Origin of the sequence: Micromonospora sp. NBS 11-29 (genome assembly GCF_002140155.1) — a bacterium.
GTDB lineage: Bacteria > Actinomycetota > Actinomycetes > Mycobacteriales > Micromonosporaceae > Micromonospora.
The window spans coordinates 241,666-259,684 of record NZ_NAPR01000004.1; the positions used below are offsets into that span (position 1 = coordinate 241,666).

The 18,019-nt window shown below is 73.8% G+C and carries 13 protein-coding genes, 2 pseudogenes and 1 riboswitch; of the genes and pseudogenes, 8 read left to right on the plus strand and 7 right to left on the minus strand.

Features of this window, described 5'->3' with window-relative positions; translation table 11 throughout:
• The 4 genes from B1205_RS05150 to B1205_RS05165 form a co-directional block, all read left to right on the plus strand.
• Positions 1-1,675 (plus strand): HelD family protein (locus B1205_RS05150; protein ID WP_254909728.1); only part of this gene is annotated, 1,675 nt, incomplete at its 5' end.
• Between the two features lie 123 nt (positions 1,676-1,798).
• On the plus strand, positions 1,799-2,686 hold the full coding sequence (locus B1205_RS05155) for an ABC transporter ATP-binding protein (protein ID WP_089154563.1): 888 nt from the start codon (positions 1,799-1,801) through the stop codon (positions 2,684-2,686).
• Between the two features lie 9 nt (positions 2,687-2,695).
• Positions 2,696-3,433 carry an ABC transporter permease gene (locus B1205_RS05160; protein ID WP_089154564.1) on the plus strand — a complete coding sequence of 246 codons (738 nt, stop codon included), beginning with the start codon at positions 2,696-2,698 and terminating at the stop codon, positions 3,431-3,433.
• A gap of 95 nt (positions 3,434-3,528) precedes the next feature.
• Positions 3,529-4,287, plus strand: coding sequence for a VOC family protein (locus tag B1205_RS05165; RefSeq protein ID WP_089154565.1), 759 nt, complete (start codon positions 3,529-3,531; stop codon positions 4,285-4,287).
• 158 nt (positions 4,288-4,445) lie between these two features.
• Here the strand turns inward: B1205_RS05165 and B1205_RS05170 are convergent, their stop codons facing one another.
• The 4 genes and pseudogenes from B1205_RS05170 to B1205_RS05185 form a co-directional block, all read right to left on the minus strand.
• Positions 4,446-5,222: an ABC transporter ATP-binding protein gene (locus tag B1205_RS05170; RefSeq protein WP_089154566.1), complete on the minus strand. Its 777-nt coding sequence runs from the start codon at positions 5,220-5,222 to the stop codon at positions 4,446-4,448.
• A gap of 115 nt (positions 5,223-5,337) precedes the next feature.
• Positions 5,338-6,417 (minus strand): FecCD family ABC transporter permease, encoded by a 1,080-nt coding sequence (locus B1205_RS05175; protein WP_176308471.1) that lies wholly within the window; start codon positions 6,415-6,417, stop codon positions 5,338-5,340.
• 68 nt (positions 6,418-6,485) lie between these two features.
• Positions 6,486-7,418: an ABC transporter substrate-binding protein gene (locus tag B1205_RS05180; RefSeq protein WP_089154568.1), complete on the minus strand. Its 933-nt coding sequence runs from the start codon at positions 7,416-7,418 to the stop codon at positions 6,486-6,488.
• A gap of 107 nt (positions 7,419-7,525) precedes the next feature.
• Positions 7,526-7,619, minus strand: a riboswitch (cobalamin riboswitch).
• Between the two features lie 120 nt (positions 7,620-7,739).
• Positions 7,740-9,050 (minus strand): annotated as a pseudogene (locus B1205_RS05185) (M14 family metallopeptidase); the annotation flags it as partial.
• Between the two features lie 203 nt (positions 9,051-9,253).
• Between B1205_RS05185 and B1205_RS05190 the strand changes: the two are divergent.
• Positions 9,254-10,594 carry a C39 family peptidase gene (locus B1205_RS05190; RefSeq protein WP_089154570.1) on the plus strand — a complete coding sequence of 447 codons (1,341 nt, stop codon included), beginning with the start codon at positions 9,254-9,256 and terminating at the stop codon, positions 10,592-10,594.
• A gap of 95 nt (positions 10,595-10,689) precedes the next feature.
• Here B1205_RS05190 and B1205_RS05195 read toward each other — a convergent pair whose 3' ends face one another.
• From B1205_RS05195 to mqnE, 3 genes and pseudogenes are all read right to left on the minus strand, one after another.
• Positions 10,690-10,953 carry a DUF4229 domain-containing protein gene (locus B1205_RS05195; protein WP_089154571.1) on the minus strand — a complete coding sequence of 88 codons (264 nt, stop codon included), beginning with the start codon at positions 10,951-10,953 and terminating at the stop codon, positions 10,690-10,692.
• A 26-nt stretch (positions 10,954-10,979) separates the two neighbouring features.
• Positions 10,980-11,353 (minus strand): annotated as a pseudogene (locus tag B1205_RS05200) (hypothetical protein).
• A gap of 7 nt (positions 11,354-11,360) precedes the next feature.
• Positions 11,361-12,530 carry an aminofutalosine synthase MqnE gene (gene mqnE, locus B1205_RS05205; RefSeq protein ID WP_089154572.1) on the minus strand — a complete coding sequence of 390 codons (1,170 nt, stop codon included), beginning with the start codon at positions 12,528-12,530 and terminating at the stop codon, positions 11,361-11,363.
• Positions 12,531-12,760: 230 nt separating this feature from the next.
• Here mqnE and B1205_RS05210 point away from each other — a divergent pair, with 230 nt between their 5' ends.
• From B1205_RS05210 to B1205_RS05220, 3 genes are all read left to right on the plus strand, one after another.
• Positions 12,761-14,416: a C40 family peptidase gene (locus tag B1205_RS05210; RefSeq protein ID WP_176308428.1), complete on the plus strand. Its 1,656-nt coding sequence runs from the start codon at positions 12,761-12,763 to the stop codon at positions 14,414-14,416.
• Positions 14,417-14,525: 109 nt separating this feature from the next.
• Positions 14,526-16,082, plus strand: a complete 1,557-nt coding sequence (locus tag B1205_RS05215; protein ID WP_089154573.1) for a hypothetical protein — start codon at positions 14,526-14,528, stop codon at positions 16,080-16,082.
• A 213-nt stretch (positions 16,083-16,295) separates the two neighbouring features.
• Positions 16,296-18,019, plus strand: a 1,724-nt coding sequence (locus tag B1205_RS05220) for a DEAD/DEAH box helicase (RefSeq protein WP_254909729.1), incomplete at its 3' end; no start/stop codon positions are given.

The window sequence follows — 18,019 nt, forward strand, 5'->3', positions numbered from 1 at the left end:
GGCCAGCGCCCGCGACCCGCAGGGCGTCGCGGTGCGCCGCCGGTTCGGGTTCAGCGCCGGCGTGCTGACCAGCTTCGAGGACGAGCACCTCGACCGGGGCGAGGAACTCGGCACGGCCAGCCGGATCCTCACCGCCGAGATCGAGCGGCCCCGCGTCGGCCCGATGCGGGACATCGTCGCGACCATCCAGCCCGAGCAGGACGAACTGGTCCGCGCCGACCTGGCCGACTCGATCTGCGTGCAGGGCGCACCGGGCACCGGCAAGACGGCGGTCGGGCTGCACCGCGCCGCGTACCTGCTCTACCTGCACCGGGAGCGGCTGCGCCGCTCGGGCGTGCTGATCGTCGGGCCGAACCGGGCCTTCCTGTCCTACATCGCGGCGGTGCTGCCGGCGCTCGGCGAGGTCGAGGTCGAGCAGACCACCGTCGAGGACCTGGTCGCCCGGGTGCCGGTCCGCGCGGTCGACGCCCCGGCCGTCGCCGCGCTCAAGCACGACATTCGGATGGCCGAGGTGCTGCGCCGCGCCGTCGAGGCCCACATCGGTACGCCGACCGAGCCGATCATGGTCTCGGACGGCTCGTTCCGCTGGCGGATCGGGCTGGACCCGCTGCACCGCCTGGTCACCGAGACCCGCGCGGAGGGGCTGCCCTACGCGACCGGCCGGGAACGGGTCCGGGCCCGGGTGGTGGGGCTGCTGCAACGCCAGGCCGAGGCCCGCCGAGCCGAGTCGCCGTCGGACGCCTGGCTGCGGCGGATGAGCCGGATCAAGCCGGTCACCGAACTGCTCGACGCGGTCTGGCCGGCGCTCACCCCGGACGGCCTGCTGCACCGGCTGCGCACCGACGCGGACGCGCTCGCCGCCGCCGCCGACGGGCTGCTCACCGCCGGGGAGCAGGAGCTGTTCCGCACCGGCACGGTCGGGCGCACCGCGAAGGCGACCCGGTGGAGTGTCGCCGACACGGTGCTCATCGACGAGATCGCCGGGCTGCTGGAACGGCCCGCCGGGTTCGGGCACGTCGTGGTCGACGAGGCGCAGGACCTCTCCCCGATGCAGTGCCGGGCCATCGCCCGCCGCAGCGAGCACGGCTCGATCACGCTCCTCGGCGACCTGGCCCAGGGCACCGCGCCGTGGGCCGCGACCGACTGGCGGGAGTCCCTGGCCCACCTCGGCAAGCCGGACGCCACGGTGGTGCCGCTGAGCATCGGCTTCCGGGTGCCGGCCGCCGTGGTGGCGTTCGCGAACCGGCTGCTGCCCGCGCTCGCCGTCGACGTACCCCCGGCCCGGTCGCTGCGCCACGACGGCGCGCTCGATCTGCGTACCGTCGAAGACCTGACGGCCGCGACGGTGGCCGAGGTGCGGGCGGCGCTCGCGTACGACGGCTCGGTCGGGGTGATCGCGGCCGACGACACGGTGGACCGGCTGCGCGCGGCGCTCGCCGACGCGGGCGTCGAGACCGCGACCGCCGACGACGTCGAGGCCGCGGCGCGCGTCACCGTGGTCCCCGCGACGCTGGTCAAGGGCCTGGAGTACGACCATGTGGTGGTCGTCGAGCCGGCCGCGATCGTGGCCGCCGAGCCGCGTGGGCTGCACCGCCTCTACGTGGTGCTGACCCGGGCCGTCTCCCGGCTGGCGGTGCTGCACCGCGAACCGCTGCCCACGCCGCTGGCCGGCTGACCCGGCCGGCGCTGCCCCTGCCTCGCGCAGACCAGGGGTGACCCGCGCCGGGACAGGGGTCGGTGCGGGTGGCGTCGGCACGGTAGACAGGAGGGCACACCCCGCCCGCCCGAGGAGCCACCGATGATCCTGGCCCGCGCCGAACAGGTCAGCCGCCGCTACGGCGAGGTGCTGGCGCTGGACCGGGTCGACCTGACCGTCCGGGCCGGGGAGCTGGTCGGCCTGCTCGGCCCGAACGGGGCGGGCAAGAGCACGCTGCTCAACCTGCTGGTCGGGCTGCGCCGCCCGACCGGCGGCCGGGTCGAGCTGCTGGGCGGCGACCCGCACGACCCGGCGAGCCGGCGGCAGCTCGGGGTGACGCCGCAGGAAACCGGCCTGCCCGGCACGCTGCGGGTCGGCGAGGTGGTCGACTTCGTCTCCGCGCACTACCCCGATCCGGTGCCCCGGGGCGAGCTGCTCGACCGGTTCGGCCTCACCGACCAGGTACGCCGACAGGCCGGCGGCCTCTCCGGCGGGCAGCGGCGGCGGCTCGCGGTGGCGCTGGCGTTCGTCGGGCGGCCCCGCCTGGTGGTGCTCGACGAGCCGACCACCGGGCTGGACGTGGAGGCCCGGCACGCGCTCTGGGAGGCGATCCGCGAATTCCACGCCGGGGGCGGCACGGTGCTGTTGAGCAGCCACTACCTGGAAGAGGTGGAGGCGCTGGCGCAGCGGGTGGTGGTGATCGGGCACGGGCGGGTGCTGGCCGACGACTCGGTGGCGGCGGTCCGCGGCATCGTCGGCGTACGCCGGGTCAGCCTGGTCGCCGACGACCTGCCGACGCTGCCCGGGGTGGTCGCCACCGAACGCGTCGACGGCCGGGTCCACCTGCTCACCACCGACGCCGACCAGCTCGTCCGCGACCTGGTCACCGCCGGGGTGGCGTTCCGCGACCTGGAGGTCCGCCCCACCTCGCTGGAGGAGGCGTTCCTCGCCATCACGGCCGGCGACCGGCCCGCGCCCACCCCCGCCTAGGAGACCGCCGTGCCGCTCGCCCTCGTCCACGCCCGCTACCAGCTCCTGGAGATCATCCGGATCCCGGTGGCGGTGGTGGGCAGCGCGTTCTTCCCCGCCGCCGCGATGCTCTTCTTCGTGGTGCCGTTCGCCGGCGACGACCCGACCGGCGCCACCTACGCCACCGCCGCGATGGTCACGTTCGCGGTGATGAGCGCCAACATCTTCCAGTACGGCGTGGGCGTCGCCGAGGACCGCGACCAGCCCTGGAACCCGTACACCCGGACCCTGCCGGCCGGGCCAGCGCCGCGCCTCGCCGGGCGGGTTCTCGCCGGCCTGGTGCTGACCTACCTGTCGATGGTGCCGGTCGTGGTGATCGCGGCGGTGGCCACCGCCGCGCGGGTGAGCGCGGTGCAGTTCCTGCTCGGGCTCGTCGCCGTCGCCGTGATCTCGGTGCCGTTCACCCTGCTCGGCCTCGCGATCGGCTACTCGCTGCCGAGCAAGGCGGCGATCGTGGTGGCGCAGGTGCTCTTCTTCCCGCTGGCGTTCGGCGGGGGCCTGCTCTCCGCCCCGGACGAGGCACCCGGGTTCATCCAGGCCATCGCCCCCTACCTGCCCACCCGGGGCGCCGTCGAGCTGATGTGGGCGGCCGTCACCGACTGGCAACCCGACGTGCGGACACTGGTGATGCTGGTGGTCTGGGTGGTCGCGCTCGCCGCGGTCGCCGGCTGGGCCTACCGGCGGGACGAGGGACGCCGCTTCAGCTGACCTTTTGCCCGGGTTCCCGCCCGGCGGCCGGCCCGGCGGTGCCACGATGCCGGCAGGGCGGGCCAGCGGGACCGCTCCCGGCGAGAGGGGTCACCGTGAACGGCGTCGAGCCCGGCACACCCTGCTGGACCGACCTGGCCACGCCCGGCCTGGAGGAGGCGCGACAGTTCTACCCCCGGCTGTTCGGCTGGACCGGGCGCATCTCCACCGTGCCGGACGCCGGCGGCTACACCGTCTTCCTCAAGGACGGCAGAGCCGTCGCCGGGGTGGGACCCCCGGCCACCCCGGACCAGGTGCCGATCTGGTCCACGTACGTGGCCACCGACGACGCCGACCTGGTCGCCACCCGGGTGGCGGCCGCCGGCGGGCAGGTGGTGGTCGCCCCGTTCGACGTCGCCGCGCAGGGCCGGATGGCGGTGCTCGCCGACCCGGCCGGCGCGGTGTTCAGCGTCTGGCAGCCGATGGCGATGCGCGGCGCGGAACTGTTCAACGCACCGGGCGCGATGTGCTGGAACGAACTGGTCACCCCCGACCCGGACGGGGCCAAGGAGTTCTACGCGCTGGTCTTCGGCTGGCACCCCGAGGAGCGGTCGGCCGGGCCGATCGCCTACACCGGGTGGCGCTGCGGCGCCCGCATCGTCGCCGGCATGCTGCCGCAGGCGGAACCGCTGCCCGCCGACCTGCCCGCATACTGGACGGTCTACTTCGCGGTGGAGGACACCGACGCCACCGCGGCCCGCGCCGCCGAACTGGGCGGCACGATCCTCGTACCGCCCCGGGACAATCCGGCCGGCCGGGGCGCCGCCCTGCGCGACCCCCAGGGCGCCCTCTTCTCCATCTCCACCCTCCGCTGAGCGGCCCTCGCCCGCTCGCCCTCCCGCCCCGCCCCGCCCCGCCCGCCCCGCCCGCCCCGCCCGCCCCGCCCTCTTGTTAGGCGGGGGCCCCGCTTAACACGTGGGTGTTAAGCGGGGGCCCCGCCTCTACCGAATGCGTTAAGCGGGGCCCCCGCCTTTCACCGGCGGCGGAGGGGGATGACGTGGGGGCCGTGCGGGCCGGGGATCACCCGGACATGGGCGTGGTAGTGGCGGGCCAGCAGCTCCTCGGTCAGCACCTCGGCGGGCGGGCCGGCGGCGGCCACCCGGCCGTCGGCGAGCAGCACCAGGCGGTCGGCGTACTCACCGGCGATGGAGAGGTCGTGCATGGTGGCGAGCACGGTCAGGTCGTGCTCGCGGCGGAGCTGGTCGACCAGTTCCAGCACCTCCTGCTGGTGCCCGATGTCCAGCGCGCTGGTCGGCTCGTCGAGCAGCAGCAGCGTGGCGCCCTGGGCCAGCGCGCGGGCCAGGAACACCCGCTGCCGTTCCCCGCCGGAGAGGGTGGCCAGTTCACGCCGGCCGAACGCGTCGAGGTCCAGTCGGGTCAGCACCTCGTGCACGGCGGCCAGGTCGGCGGCGGACTCCCGACCCAGCGGCGGCATGTACGGGGTGCGGCCGAGCAGGACGTAGTCGAAGACCGCCATGCCGGCCGGGACCACCGGGGACTGCGCCACAGTCGCCACCACCCGGGCCCGGTCGCGGCGGCGCAGCGCGCGGATCGGCGTACCGAAGAGGGAGACGGCGTCCGGCGCGGGCAGCAGGCCGCCGACGGCGCGCAACAGGGTCGACTTGCCGGCGCCGTTGGGGCCGATGACGGTGACCCACTCGCCGACCGCGACGGTCAGGTCGACGCCGGCCAGGATCGGGGTGCCGCCCAGCTCGACCCGCAGGTCGCGGACCTCGACGGCCGCGCTCAAGCTGGTCTCCTGGCGTGCGACTGCGGGGCTCGCAAACCCGGCTCACTCCTCGCGCTCACGCAGGTCTGACGGGCGTGCGACTGCGGGGCTCGCAAACCCGGCTCACTCCTCGCGCTCATGTGGACACTCCGCGGGCGGTGCGCAGGATCAGCACGAAGAACGGGCCGCCGAGTACGGCGGTGACGACGCCGATGGGGATCTCGGCGGGGGCGGCGGCGGTGCGGGCGACCACGTCGGTCAGTGCCAGGAACGCGCCGCCGAAGAGCATCGACAGCGGCAGGATCACCCGGTGGCTGGAGCCGGCGAGCAGCCGTACGGTGTGCGGCACGATGATGCCGACGAAGCCGATCAGCCCGGAGGCGGAGACCGCCGCGGCGGTGCCCAGCGAGGCGGCGGCGATCAGCAGGTAGCGGGAGCGTTGCGGGTGCAGGCCGAGGCTGGTGGCCTCGTCGTCGCCGACGGAGAGCACGTCCAGCTCACGCCGGTGCGCCAGCACCACCACGGCGGTGAGCAGGAAGTACGGCAGGACCAGCAGCACGTCGTGCCAGCCGGCGGTGGCCAGCCGGCCGAGCAACCAGGAGTAGACCTGCTGGATGTTGTCGGAGTGCTGTTGCAGCAGGTAGGTCTGCCCGGCGGAGAAGAACGCCGACACCGCCACCCCGGCCAGGATCAGCGTGGCCGGTGACCGGTCCCGCCCGCCGGCGGCGCCGAGCAGGTAGGTCAGCACGACCGCGCCGAGCGAGCCGACGAACGCGGCGAACGGGATGGTGACCGGCAGCCCGGTCAGCGCCCCGCCCGCCCCGGCACCGAGCACGATCGCCACGGTGACCGCGAACCCGGCCCCGGCGGCGACGCCGAGCAGGTATGGGTCGGCCAGCGGGTTGCGGAAGACGCCCTGGTAGCAGCCGCCGGCCAGGGCGAGCAGCCCGCCGACGAGCAGGCCGAGCACGACCCGCGGCAGTCGCAGCTCGGTGACGATGGCGATCTCCCGCTCGGTGAGCCCGCTGTCCAGGTGCACCCCGGGCAGCAGGTTGAGCAGTTCGGCCGCGACGCTGCCGGGCGGCAGGCTGACCGGGCCGAACGAGACGCCGGCCACCAGCGCGACCAGCACCGCCACGATTCCGGCCAGCAGCCAGCGGGTGCGCAGCCCGGCCGGGCGTACCGGGGTGTCAGCCCCTCGGCGGGGTCGGGGCAGCCGGCTGGCCGGCCGGGACGCGTCGGGCGTCCCGGCCGGCGCGGAGTCCGCCGGTCGCACGGCCACGGTCAGGCCGGTACCTTGGCGCTGGCGTCGACGATGGCCTTGAGCAGGTCGACCACGCGCGGCCCCCAGCGCGAGGCGATGTCGTCGTCCAAGCCCACGACCTGGTTGTTCTTCACCGCGGTGACGCCGGCCCAGCCGCTGCGCGCCTTGACCGTGTCCGGGCTCTGCTGGCAGCACTTGGTGTCGGCCAGGAAGACGAAGTCGGGGTTGGCCTTGACGATGACCTCCTGGGAGAGCTGCGGGTAGCCGCCGCTCTTGCCGTCGGCGTCGGCCGGGTCGGCGATGTTCGCCAGCCCGGCGAGCGCGTAGATGGTGCCGATGAAGGTCTTGCTGGTCGCGGTGTACAGCTCCGGGCCCAGCTCGTGGTAATAGGTGAGCTTCTCGGCGCGCTTGGGCAGGTCCTTGGTGAGCGCCGTGATGTCGCCCTTCATCTTCTGCACCACGGCGTCCGCCTCGGCCGGGTGGCCGGTGAGCTTGCCCAGGTCGGTGAGCTGCCGGTACGTGTCGTCGAGCGTGGCCGCGGCCGGGGCGAGCAGGACCGGGATCTTCAGCGCGACGAGCTGGTCCACGATCTTGTTGGTGTCGTTGGCGAGCACCACCAGGTCGGGGTTGCGGCCGGCGATCGCCTCGGCGTTCGGCTGGTAGCCGGAGAGGTCGCTCTTCGGCACGTCGGCCGGGAAGTTCGACTGGTCGTCGACGGCGGTGACCTGCTTGCCGGCGCCGATGGCGAAGAGCATCTCGGTCGAGGTCGGCGACAGCGAGACGATCTTCTCGGGCCGCTTCTCCAGCGTCAGGTTGCCGACGCTGACCGGGAAGGCGCCGCCCGAGCCGCCGGCGGCGGGGGTGTCGGTGGAGGTCTTCTCGGCGCAGCCGCCGAGAAGCAACGCGCCGGCCGCGAGCGCGGCGGCGAAGAGCCGAGGGGTACGTCGGGACATGTGTCCTCCTGTCGGTCGAGGAGCGTGGTGCTTCGCCGACAGGTGGGAAGGCCCGTCCACGAGGCGCCCTTCCTCGAAGGCGCGTGTCGCGACCGGGCCGCAGGCGACCTGGCTCGTCCCACGCACGGCGGCGCCGGCGGGAGGCCGACGCCGCGCGTACGGGGCATCACAGTTGCGGGACAGCGCCGGTTTCGCACCGGCTTCGCTGTGGCACGGTCGGGTGCCACGGTAGCGCACGACCAGCGGAGATGCTCCGGACGGGAGGGGTGGGTGGGGACCCCGGCGGGGGTGGGACCGGGGTCCCCACACCGGGTGGGGTCAGCAGTACTGGCTCTGCTTGCCGATCGCCCGGTACGGGCAGTCGGCGTACTCGGAGAGCGTCAGCACGGCCTCCCGGTTGCGCGAGGTCTGCGCCGGGATCACCTCGTCGGGCGGGTAGAAGCCGCCGCCGGAGGCCGAGCCGGGGTACATCTCGAACGTGTACGCCCAGATCTTGTGGGTGCCCCACATCCAGTCGATGCTGGTGCCGTCGGCGATGTAGAGGTCGCTCGACTGTTCCGGGGTGTACCCGTTGCTGGCCGCCAACTGCCGGCCGATGGTGGCGAACGTGTTGTACTGGTCGGCGTTCATCCCGGTGGCGGTGTCGCTGTACGTGTAGCCGTACGGCCAGAGCACCAGCTGGGAATAGGTGTGGAAGTCGATGTTCGCTTTGATCTGCTGCACCCCGCCGACGACCCGGCTGTTGACGAAGTTGCGCAGCGCGGTGGTTTCCGGGGCGGAGAACGCGGACGGGCCGCGGTAGGTCTCCGACGACTTCGTGCTCGACGAGCCGCCGCAGCAGCCCCACTGGTAGCTCCAGTTGCGGTTCAGGTCGGTGCCGACGGCGGTGGAGCCGCTGTTGGGCTGCCGGTTCTTCCGCCAGGAGCGGTAGGAGCCGGTGGCGATGTCGTACTCGCTGCCGTCCGGGTTGACCGTCGGCACGATCCAGATCTCCCGGGAGTTGACGATGTTGGTGATCCGGGAGTCGCTGCCGTAGTTGTCGGTGAAGAGGTTGAGCAGGTAGATCGCCATCTCGACGGTCAGGTGCTCGCGGGCGTGCTGCTGGGCGTTGAACAGGATCTCCGGTTCGTTCTCGTCGGTGCCGACGTTGTCGGAGATCTTCACCGCCATCAGGTCGCGGCCCTCGTAGGACTTGCCGATGCTGAGTTTGCGGGCGATCGACGGGTGGTCGGCGACCACCTTGTTCACCACCGTGGTCAGCTCGGCGTAGTCGTGGTAGTTCGAGTCGGCGGGCGGGAAGGCGTACGCGCTCGCCCCGCCGGCGGGCGCCGGGGTGACGTCCTTCTCCAGCCGGAAGCCGAGCCGGGTGATCGCGTTCGCCTCGGCGGTGGTCGCCGTGACGTGCAGCACACCGTGTTCGGAGTAGTCGATCGCGGCGCCGGTGCGGGCGACCGCGGTGCGGTCGGCGACGGTACGCGGGCCGAGCACCCGGTAGGCGACGGCGGCCGGTTCGCTGGCCCGGTCCGGGGCGGGGCGGGCGACGGCCGGCCCGGCTGCGGCGGTGACCAGGGTCAGGCCGACGGCGGCGGCGAGCGCCAGCCGGCGGCGGAGCGGGGACGTGCGGAGGGCCATGGACAACCTCCTCGGTACGGAAGATCCCGTTGTCCGCACACTCCACCAGGAGTCACATGGTCATATCAACATTCATCTTTATCAGGTTCCATCCCGACTGGATCGTCACGCCGGCAAGAATTTTCCCTCCCAGAACATCTGGCGAAACTTCCCGTCAGGCGCGACAGTGAACGGCAACGATGCCGTTTCCCCGTGGAGCTGCCATGTTCGGAAGACCCCTGCGTACGGCCGCCCTCGCCGGCCTGACCGCGCTCACCATCCTCGGCACCACTGTCCCCGCCCAGGCACACGCCCCGCGTCCGGGCGTCACCCACGACGAACAGATCACCTTCCAGGAGTTCTCCCGCCACCCCGACTGGCGCAGCGGCACACACCAGGGCACCCGCGCCGTACCGGGCCGCCACCCCGCGCTGACCATCGGCCGCCCGGCCGGCACCACCGAGGTCACCGACGCGCACACCGGCACCACCCGCACCTGGGAGTACGCCACCTGGACCTCCCCGGAGCGACGGATCGGCTTCGACGCCACCGAACTGATCGCCTCGTGGAACGCCACCACCCCGACCGGCACCTGGATCCAGGTCGAACTGAACGGCACCTACAACACCGGGCAGCACACCCCCTGGTACGTGATGGGCCGGTGGGCCTCCGGTGACCAGGACATCAAGCGGTCCACCCTGGACGGCCAGGGCGATCCCTGGTCGAGCATCTGGACCGACACGTTCTCCATCGACGACGCCGCGGCCGGGGTGCTGCTGCGCTCGTACCAGCTCCGGCTGACGCTCTACCGCGCGCCCGGGCAGGCCGCCGCGCCGCAGGTCCGGATGCTCGGCGCGATGGCCTCGAACGTGCCGGACCGATTCACCGTCACGCCGAGCCGGGGCGGCATCGCCTGGGGCACCGAACTGGCCGTGCCGCGTTACTCGCAGAACATCCACATCGGGGAGTACCCGGAGTACGACGGCGGCGGCGAGGCCTGGTGCTCCCCCACCTCCACCGAGATGGTCGTCGAGTACTGGGGGCGCAAGCCGTCGGCCGAGGACACCTCGTGGGTCGACCCCGCCTACGCCGACCCGACCGTCGACCACGCCGCCCGGATGACCTACGACTACGAGTACGAAGGCGCCGGCAACTGGCCGTTCAACACCGCGTACGCCGCCGGTTTCCCCGGTCTGGAGGCGCGCGTCACCCGCCTGCACTCGCTGGACGAGGCGGAGCGGTTCGTCAAGGCCGGCATCCCGGTGGTCACGTCGCAGTCGTTCCTCGCCAGCGAGCTGGACGGGGCGAACTACGGCACCTCCGGGCACCTGTTCGTGATCGTCGGCTTCACCGCCGACGGTGACGTGATCGTCAACGACCCCGCGTCCTCCTCCAACGAGGCGGTCCGCAACGTCTACCAGCGGGAGCAGTTCGAGCAGATCTGGTTGCGCACCAAGCGGTACCGGGCCAACGGCACGGTGGCCTCCGGCTCCGGCGGCGTCGCGTACCTGATCAAGCCGCAGGACCGACCGTGGCCCACCGTCCCCGGCTCCACCAACTGGTGAGCTGAAAGGAGGGGCCCCTTGTTAACGCCTGGCGTAGAGAAGGGGCCCCTTCTCACCACCTCGCCGCGAGGGGGTGGAGGTGGGGGGAGGTGAGATCAGGGGTTGTCGGTGGGCTGGTCGTCGCCGGCCAGGGCGGATCGCAGCCGCTCCTTCTCGCCGCGACGCCGTTCCGCAGCCTCGGCCATTTCCCCGGCCATCTCGTCCCGCCAGCCCTTGAGCAGGAAGAACGACAGCGCGGCGGAGGAGATCAGCGCCACCATCAGCCGTAGGAACATGTTCATCTCGACGAACCAGAGGGCCGCCAGCACGCCGACGAACAGCCCGATCCGGCCCAGCGTGTACTTGACCGCCGCGCTCATGCCCGCATTCCCACTTTCTCCGCGCCTCAGCCCGTCCGCCGGGCCAGCCAGTGCACGCCATGAAACCAGATGACCGCGTAGACCACGGTGAACACCGCCGCGGCCAGCGCGCCGGTGAACAACGCCGGCAGCCCCGCGGCCAGCCCGGCGGCGAGCAGCCCGGCGACGACACCGACGCCGAGGCCGACCAACGCGGCCAGCACCCGGGCGGCACCGAACTCCCAGGCCCGGAAGTCGTCCCAGAACAGCCAGAGCGGCAGGATCACCGCCAGCCAANCAGCAGCGCCAGCACCCCGATCACCAGGCCGGCGAGGGTGACCCCGAGCAGGTCGCCCAGGGTGGCGACGCGTCCCTCGGCGTCCCGCCGGGGAAAGGCGCGCGGCTGCTCCTCCGTGCTCATCGCCGGGTCAGGCCCAGACCTGCTGCGGCTCGGAGCGACGCTCGGCCATCGACGGCGCGGCGTCGTACTCGCGGACGGTCTCGTATCGGGTGTTGCGCTCCACCGGGCGGAAGCCGGCGTCCCAGATCAGGTGGAGCAGGTCGTCGCGGTGCATGGTGTTCGGCGTGCCGTACGAGTCGGCGTCGTGCGTGATCTTGTATTCCACGACCGAGCCGTCCAGGTCGTCCACGCCGAAGTTCAGCGAGAGCTGGGCCACCGAGAGCCCGTGCATGACCCAGAAGCACTTGACGTGCGGGACGTTGTCGAACAGCAGCCGGGAGACCGCGAAGGTCTTGAGCGACTCGGCCGGCGACGCCATCGTGGTGCGGGCCTGGATCCGGTTGCGGACCTTGCCGTCCGCCGAGTCGACGAAGTCGTGCTGGTAGCGCAGCGGGATGAAGACCTGGAAACCGCCGGTCTCGTCCTGGAGCTCCCGCAGCCGCAGCACGTGGTCGACCCGGTGCCGGGGCTCCTCGATGTGACCGTAGAGCATGGTCGAGGGCGTCTTCATGCCCTTCGAGTGGGCCAGCCGGTGGATTCGCGACCAGTCCTCCCAGTGGCAGGCGTGGTCGACGATGTGCTGCCGGATCTCCCAGTCGAAGATCTCCGCGCCGCCGCCGGTCAGCGACTCCAGGCCGGCGTCCATCAGCTCGTCGAGGATCGCGTCGGCGGTCAGCCCGCTGATCTTCTCGAACCACTGCACCTCGGTGGCGGTGAACGCCTTCAGGTTGACCTTCGGCAGCGCCGCCTTCAGCTCGCGCAGCACCTTGGGGTAGTAGCGCCAGGGCAGCGTCGGGTGCAGGCCGTTGACGATGTGCAGCTCGGTGAGCTGCTCGTCCTCCATCTCCTTGGCCTTGCGGACCGCCTCGTCGATCCGCATCGTGTAGGCGTCCTTCTCGCCCGGCTTGCGCTGGAACGAGCAGTACGCGCACGACGCGGAACAGACATTGGTCAGGTTGAGGTGCCGGTTGACGTTGAACATCACCCGGTCACCGTTCATCTCGGTGCGCCGGTGGTGGGCCAGCCGGCCGAGCCAGGTCAGGTCGTCGCTCTCGTAGAGGGCGATGCCGTCCGAGCGGGTCAGCCGCTCCCCCGCGTAGACCTTCGCCTCGAGTTCGCGCTTGAGTCCGGCGTCCATCCGACAGCCACGTCCTTCCACCTGGGGTCCCGATCGAGCGTACGTCGCGGGCGCGACCGATCGCCCACGCGGTCGGTCGCAGCGACCCAGTTCACCATCCGTCACCCTCCGCACATCGACATCGCTGCCCGAGTGAGGTAAGACAGGGTGGGGCGGAACACACACCAGGGACCGTCCTGTCTCATCACGCCCACGACGCGTGGCGCGCACCAGACCGGACGGGGAGCGGAATGGTCGACAGCACCAAGGCCCGACGGCGACGGACCCGGCCGCCGGTGATCTCACCGGTGCTGCGTCCGACGCTCTGGTCCGCCCTGCTCGGGGCGGTCGCGGCCGCGGCGCTCGCCACCCCGGCCTGGGCCGACCCGCTGCCCGACACCGTCCCCCACACCGGCTCCCGGCCGCAGGTAACCGGTCCGCTCCACCTGCCCACCGTGCCCGGCGCCGTCCCCGGGCAACCCGGCGCGCCCGGCCTGCCCGGCACCGTCCCGGGGCAGCGCGGCACCGTGCCCGGCGGCCCGGGTCTGCCGGGTGCCACGAACCCGGCCGACGGGCCGCTGATCGCACAGATCAATCAGGTCGACGCACTGGTCGCCACGCTCGGCGACGACCTGCTGCGGGTCAAGGGCGAGCGGGACGCCGCCCAGGCCGAGCTGACCGCCGCCGCCGGCCGGCTCAAGGAGGCGCAGGACGCGCTCGCCCGGGCCCAGGAGAACGCGAAGAGCGCCGCCGCCGACGCGGTCAAGGCCGACGCCGCCCTGCCTCCCGGCGAACTCGGCACCAGCCTGCGCGAGTTCGCCAACCTCCAGCGGATCACCCGCGGCGACAAGGCCGAGGGCGCCACCACGTCGGTGACCGGCGAGCTCCTCCGCGCCACCACCGCCGAGCAGCTCGCCCGCGAGGCCCACAGCTCGGCCCAGCGGCGGACCACCGAGAAGACCGCGGAGTTCACCCGGGTCGAGACGACCCTGCACACGCAGGAAGCGACGCTGCTCAAGCTGCGGCGGGACAACGCCGCCAGGCTGCTCGTCATCGAGCGCCAGGCGGACGCCGCCGAGCAGCGGCTCGGCAATCCGTACGTGGTCGACCAGAGCATCAACGGCCTGGTGTCCGACCCGCGGGCGCTCGACGCCGTACGTTATGCCCTCGCCCAGCTCGGTGATCCCTACCTGTGGGCGGCGGAAGGCCCGGACCGGTTCGACTGCTCGGGCCTGGTGCTCGCCTCCTACCAGGCGGCCGGCTACCGGGGCCTGCCCCGGGTCGCCCGCGACCAGTACTTCGCCACCCGCGGCCGCACCGTCAGCCCGAACGCCCTCCTCCCCGGCGACCTGCTCTTCTTCGCCTCGGGCAGCAGCTGGACCAGCATCCACCACGTCGCCATGTACATCGGCAACGGCAAGATGGTCGAGGCGCCGCGGACCGGCGACGTCGTCAAGATCTCGGTGGTCCGCTGGTCCCGGCTCTACGCCGCGACCCGCGTGGTCGGCGCCGTTCCCGCCCCGGCCACGCCCGTGCCGGCGCCGACCGTGCCGACCACCCCGCCGAAGCCCGGCACCACGCCGAAGCCGACGCCGACGAAGTCGGCCACGCCCAAGCCCACCGGCACGCCGAAGCCGACGCCGAGCACGTCCAGCCCGTCCCCCACCCCGTCGAGCCCGACGCCGACTCCGACACACAGCCCGTCCGGCTCGCCGAGCCCGTCACCGAGCCGCACCGCGACCACCGGGCCGACGCCGACTTCGGCGCGGCCGACCGAGAGCACCGCCGCACCGGCGAGCAACACGGCGAAGCCGAGCGACAGCGCCGCCGCGCCGTCGAGCAGCGCCGCGAAGCCGAGCGGCAGCGTGGCCGGCGGCAATTCCGCCAGCCCGAGCAGCGCCGACTGACCCAACCGTCCACTCCGGCTGTGCGCGCGGGCCGGAATGTGGCACGGTGAGATCCAGGCGGTTCCGACCGGTACGGCGGTCGGTGACGAGCGTGGGTGCGGAGGGTGAGATGGGCGAGCACGAGGTGCCGGCGGAGAGGGTCCACCCGGGACGCACGCCCGACCCCATTGGTGACGCCGACGAGCGCCCGGCGCAGCCGGGACAGGTGGCCGTCGCCCGGGCCCGGGTGAGCGTGACCGGCTCGGCCGTGCCGCCGCCGTCGGGCGGGGATCGCCCCGGGCCGCCGGCCACCGCCACCACGTACCGGGCCGGCGCCCCACCGGAGGCCGAGCCCCGGCCGGAGACTCCGCCCCCACTGGACCGTCGACGCCCCGGTGCCACCGTCACGCCGCCGTCGAGCTGGTCCGCCTTCTCGACCGCCGAACGCCCCGCCGCACGCCCGGCCGACGACGACGCTCCGCCGCCCCCCGCCGCGACGGGCGCCACCGACGGCGGCCCGTCCGTCAGCGTCCCGGCGCCCCGGTCCCCCGCCTCCGCGCTGGTGTCCGCGCCGGCCCTGCCGACGCCGCCTACGGACGCGCCAATCCCCGGTACGCCGCCGGCCGACGACCGGCCGGACGTGTCACCTGCCGCGTCCGACCGCCCCTCCGTGTCCACCGGTCCGACCGGGGTCGCGCATGCCCGGGCCAGCGCGTCGGTGCCCGGTCTGAGCCGGGTCTCGGCCGACGAGGTCGCCGCCTCGGTGGCCGCCGCGCCGGCCGCGGCGACGGTCTACCGGGCCGGGCCGGTCAGCCCGGAGCCGCCGGAGCCCGCGCAGCCACCGACGCCGCCGGGTCCGGAGCCCGAACCCGCGCCGACGCCGGTGCCGGGTCCGACGCCGCCGTCCCCCGCCCCGCCCGTACCCGAGCCGGAGCCCCCGCTCCGCCCGGAGCCGCCGATGCCGACGCCGCCCGCGCCGGTCCCGGTCCCGACGCCGCCCGGCCCGGTCCCGCCGGTGCCCGGGCCACCCGCGCCGCCGCCGGGGCCGCTGGTGCCTCCGCCGCCGTCACCGCCCGGTCCGATGCCCGCACCGCCGTTCCCGCCGCCGCCCGCGATGGCAGACGTGCCGGGGCAGGGCCCGGCGACCGGGCCCCAGCCGGGGTGGCCCGCTGCCGCGTCCGCCCCGCCGCCGCTAAACGCCCCCGCGCCGACCGCGTCCCTGCCGCCGCTGAACGCGCCCCCACCGACCGCGTCACTGCCGTCGCTGGGCACGCCCGCGCCGACCGCGTCACTGCCGCAGGTGGGTGCGCCCCCGCCGGTGGCACCGGCGCTGCCGACCTGGCCGCCGCCGGCCACGCCGGCACGGAACGCCGAGACGCCCCGGCCGGTACGCCCTCAGCCGGGCGGTCAGGGCCTGGGCGGCACCATGTACGGCGGCACCGAGGGGCCCGGCTTCGCCACGGTGGCGCTCCCGCAGAGCGGTGCGCCGGAGAACACCGGCTCGTTGACCGGGCACATCCTGGCCCAGGGTTGGGCGGACGACACCCCCGCCAGCCGGGGCGGCAACACCAAGGTCATCGTCGTGCTCGCGGTCGCACTGATCGCGCTGATCGCGATCAGCCTGCTCGTGGTCTTCCTGGCCAACGACGCGCTGAGCGGGATGACCGGCACCATGCTGGCCCGCTGACGGGGTGAGCCCGCCCACTACCGCGACGCGAAGCGGTGGACGCTGCGGCGAAGCGCCGTACACTGGTGGGGATCACTGACCCGGCGCGCCCGACTGCGCGCGCCCATGGGCGATCTTGCGGGCGATTCGACGGCGTGACGGCGCCGCGGCGGGCCATCGCGAAGATGCGCCCCGCTCGAGAGGCATTCCTTGACCACGTTCGCTGAATCCGGCATGTCCCCGTCCACCGACCAGACCATCGACGCCCCTGACTTCGCCTCCCTCGGCCTGCCCCGACAGGTGGTCGAGGCGCTCGCCCGGCAGGGCATCACCACTCCGTTCGAGATCCAGCGGGCCACCGTGCCGGACGCGCTCGCCGGCCGCGACGTGCTGGGCCGGGGCCAGACCGGCTCAGGCAAGACGCTCGCCTTCGGCCTGCCGGTGATCGCCCGGCTCGCCGAGCGCAACCGGGCCCGGCCGCTGCACCCGCGCGCGCTGATCCTGGTTCCCACCCGTGAGCTGGCCATGCAGGTCAACGACGCGCTGGTGCCGCTCGGCAAGTCGGTCGGCATCTTCCTGAAGACCGCGGTCGGCGGCGTGCCGTACGACCGGCAGATCGACGCGCTGCGCCGGGGCGTGGAGATCGTGGTGGCCACCCCGGGGCGGCTCGGCGACCTGATCGAGCGCGGCGTCTGCCGGCTCGACGACGTTGAGGTCACCGTGTTGGACGAGGCCGACCAGATGGCCGACATGGGCTTCCTGCCGGAGGTCACCGAGCTGTTGGCGAAGACGCCGGCGGACGCCCAGCGGCTGCTCTTCTCGGCGACGCTGGACAACGACGTCGACACGCTGGTCAAGCGCTTCATGACCGACCCGGTCACCCACTCGACCGCGCCGGCCACCGCCGCCGTCTCCACGATGGATCATCACCTGCTGCTGATCCCGCCGCACGACAAGTTCGCCGTCGCGGCGTCCATCGCCGCCCGGGACGGCCGCACCATGGTCTTCGCCCGTACGCAGCTCGGCGTTGACCGGCTGGTCGAGCAGTTCGCCGCGGTCGGTGTGCGCGCCGGTGGCCTGCACGGCGGGAAGACCCAGCGGATGCGCACCAAGACGCTGGCCGAGTTCCGCGAGGGCCGGATGAACGTGCTGGTGGCCACCGACGTGGCGGCCCGGGGCATCCACGTCGACGGCGTCTCGCTGGTGCTGCACGTCGACCCGCCGAAGGACCCGAAGGACTACCTGCACCGGGCCGGTCGTACCGCCCGGGCCGGCGAGTCCGGCGCGGTGGCGACGCTGGTGCTGCCGAAGCAGCGACGCACCACGCTGGCCATGCTGGAGAAGGCGGGCGTCGAGCCGGCCCAGGCGCGGATTCGCGCGGGCGACGCGGAGCTGGCCGAGTTGACCGGCGCGCGTGAGCCCTCCGGCATCCCGGTCCGGGACGAGCCGGAGCCGCGTCGCGGCGGCCCGCGCCGCTTCGGCGACCGGGACGCACGGGGCTTCGACCGTGGCGGCCGCGGTTCCGGCGACCGGGACGGGCGCGGCTTCGCCGGTCGGGACGGGCGCGGCGAGCGCGGCTACGGCGACCGCCCCTCGGGCGAGCGCGGCTACGGAGACCGGCCGGGTGGCGAGCGCCGCTACGGCGACCGCCCTTCGGGCGAGCGCGGATACGGCGACCGACCGACCGGCGAACGCCGCTACGGCGACCGACCGGCCGGCGAACGCCGCTTCGGCGACCGACCGGCCGGCGAACGCCGCTTCGGCGACCGACCGGCCGGGGAACGCCGCTTCGGCGACCGGCCCACCGGTGAGCGGGCCGAGCGCCGCGACGAGCGCCCCGCTGACCGGCACGGTCGCGACGACCGGCGGTTCGGCGAGCGGCGGGCCGACGACCGGGGCGACCGGTTCGCCGGCCGGCAGTCCGACGACCGGCGGTTCGGCGAGCGGGCCGAGCGCGG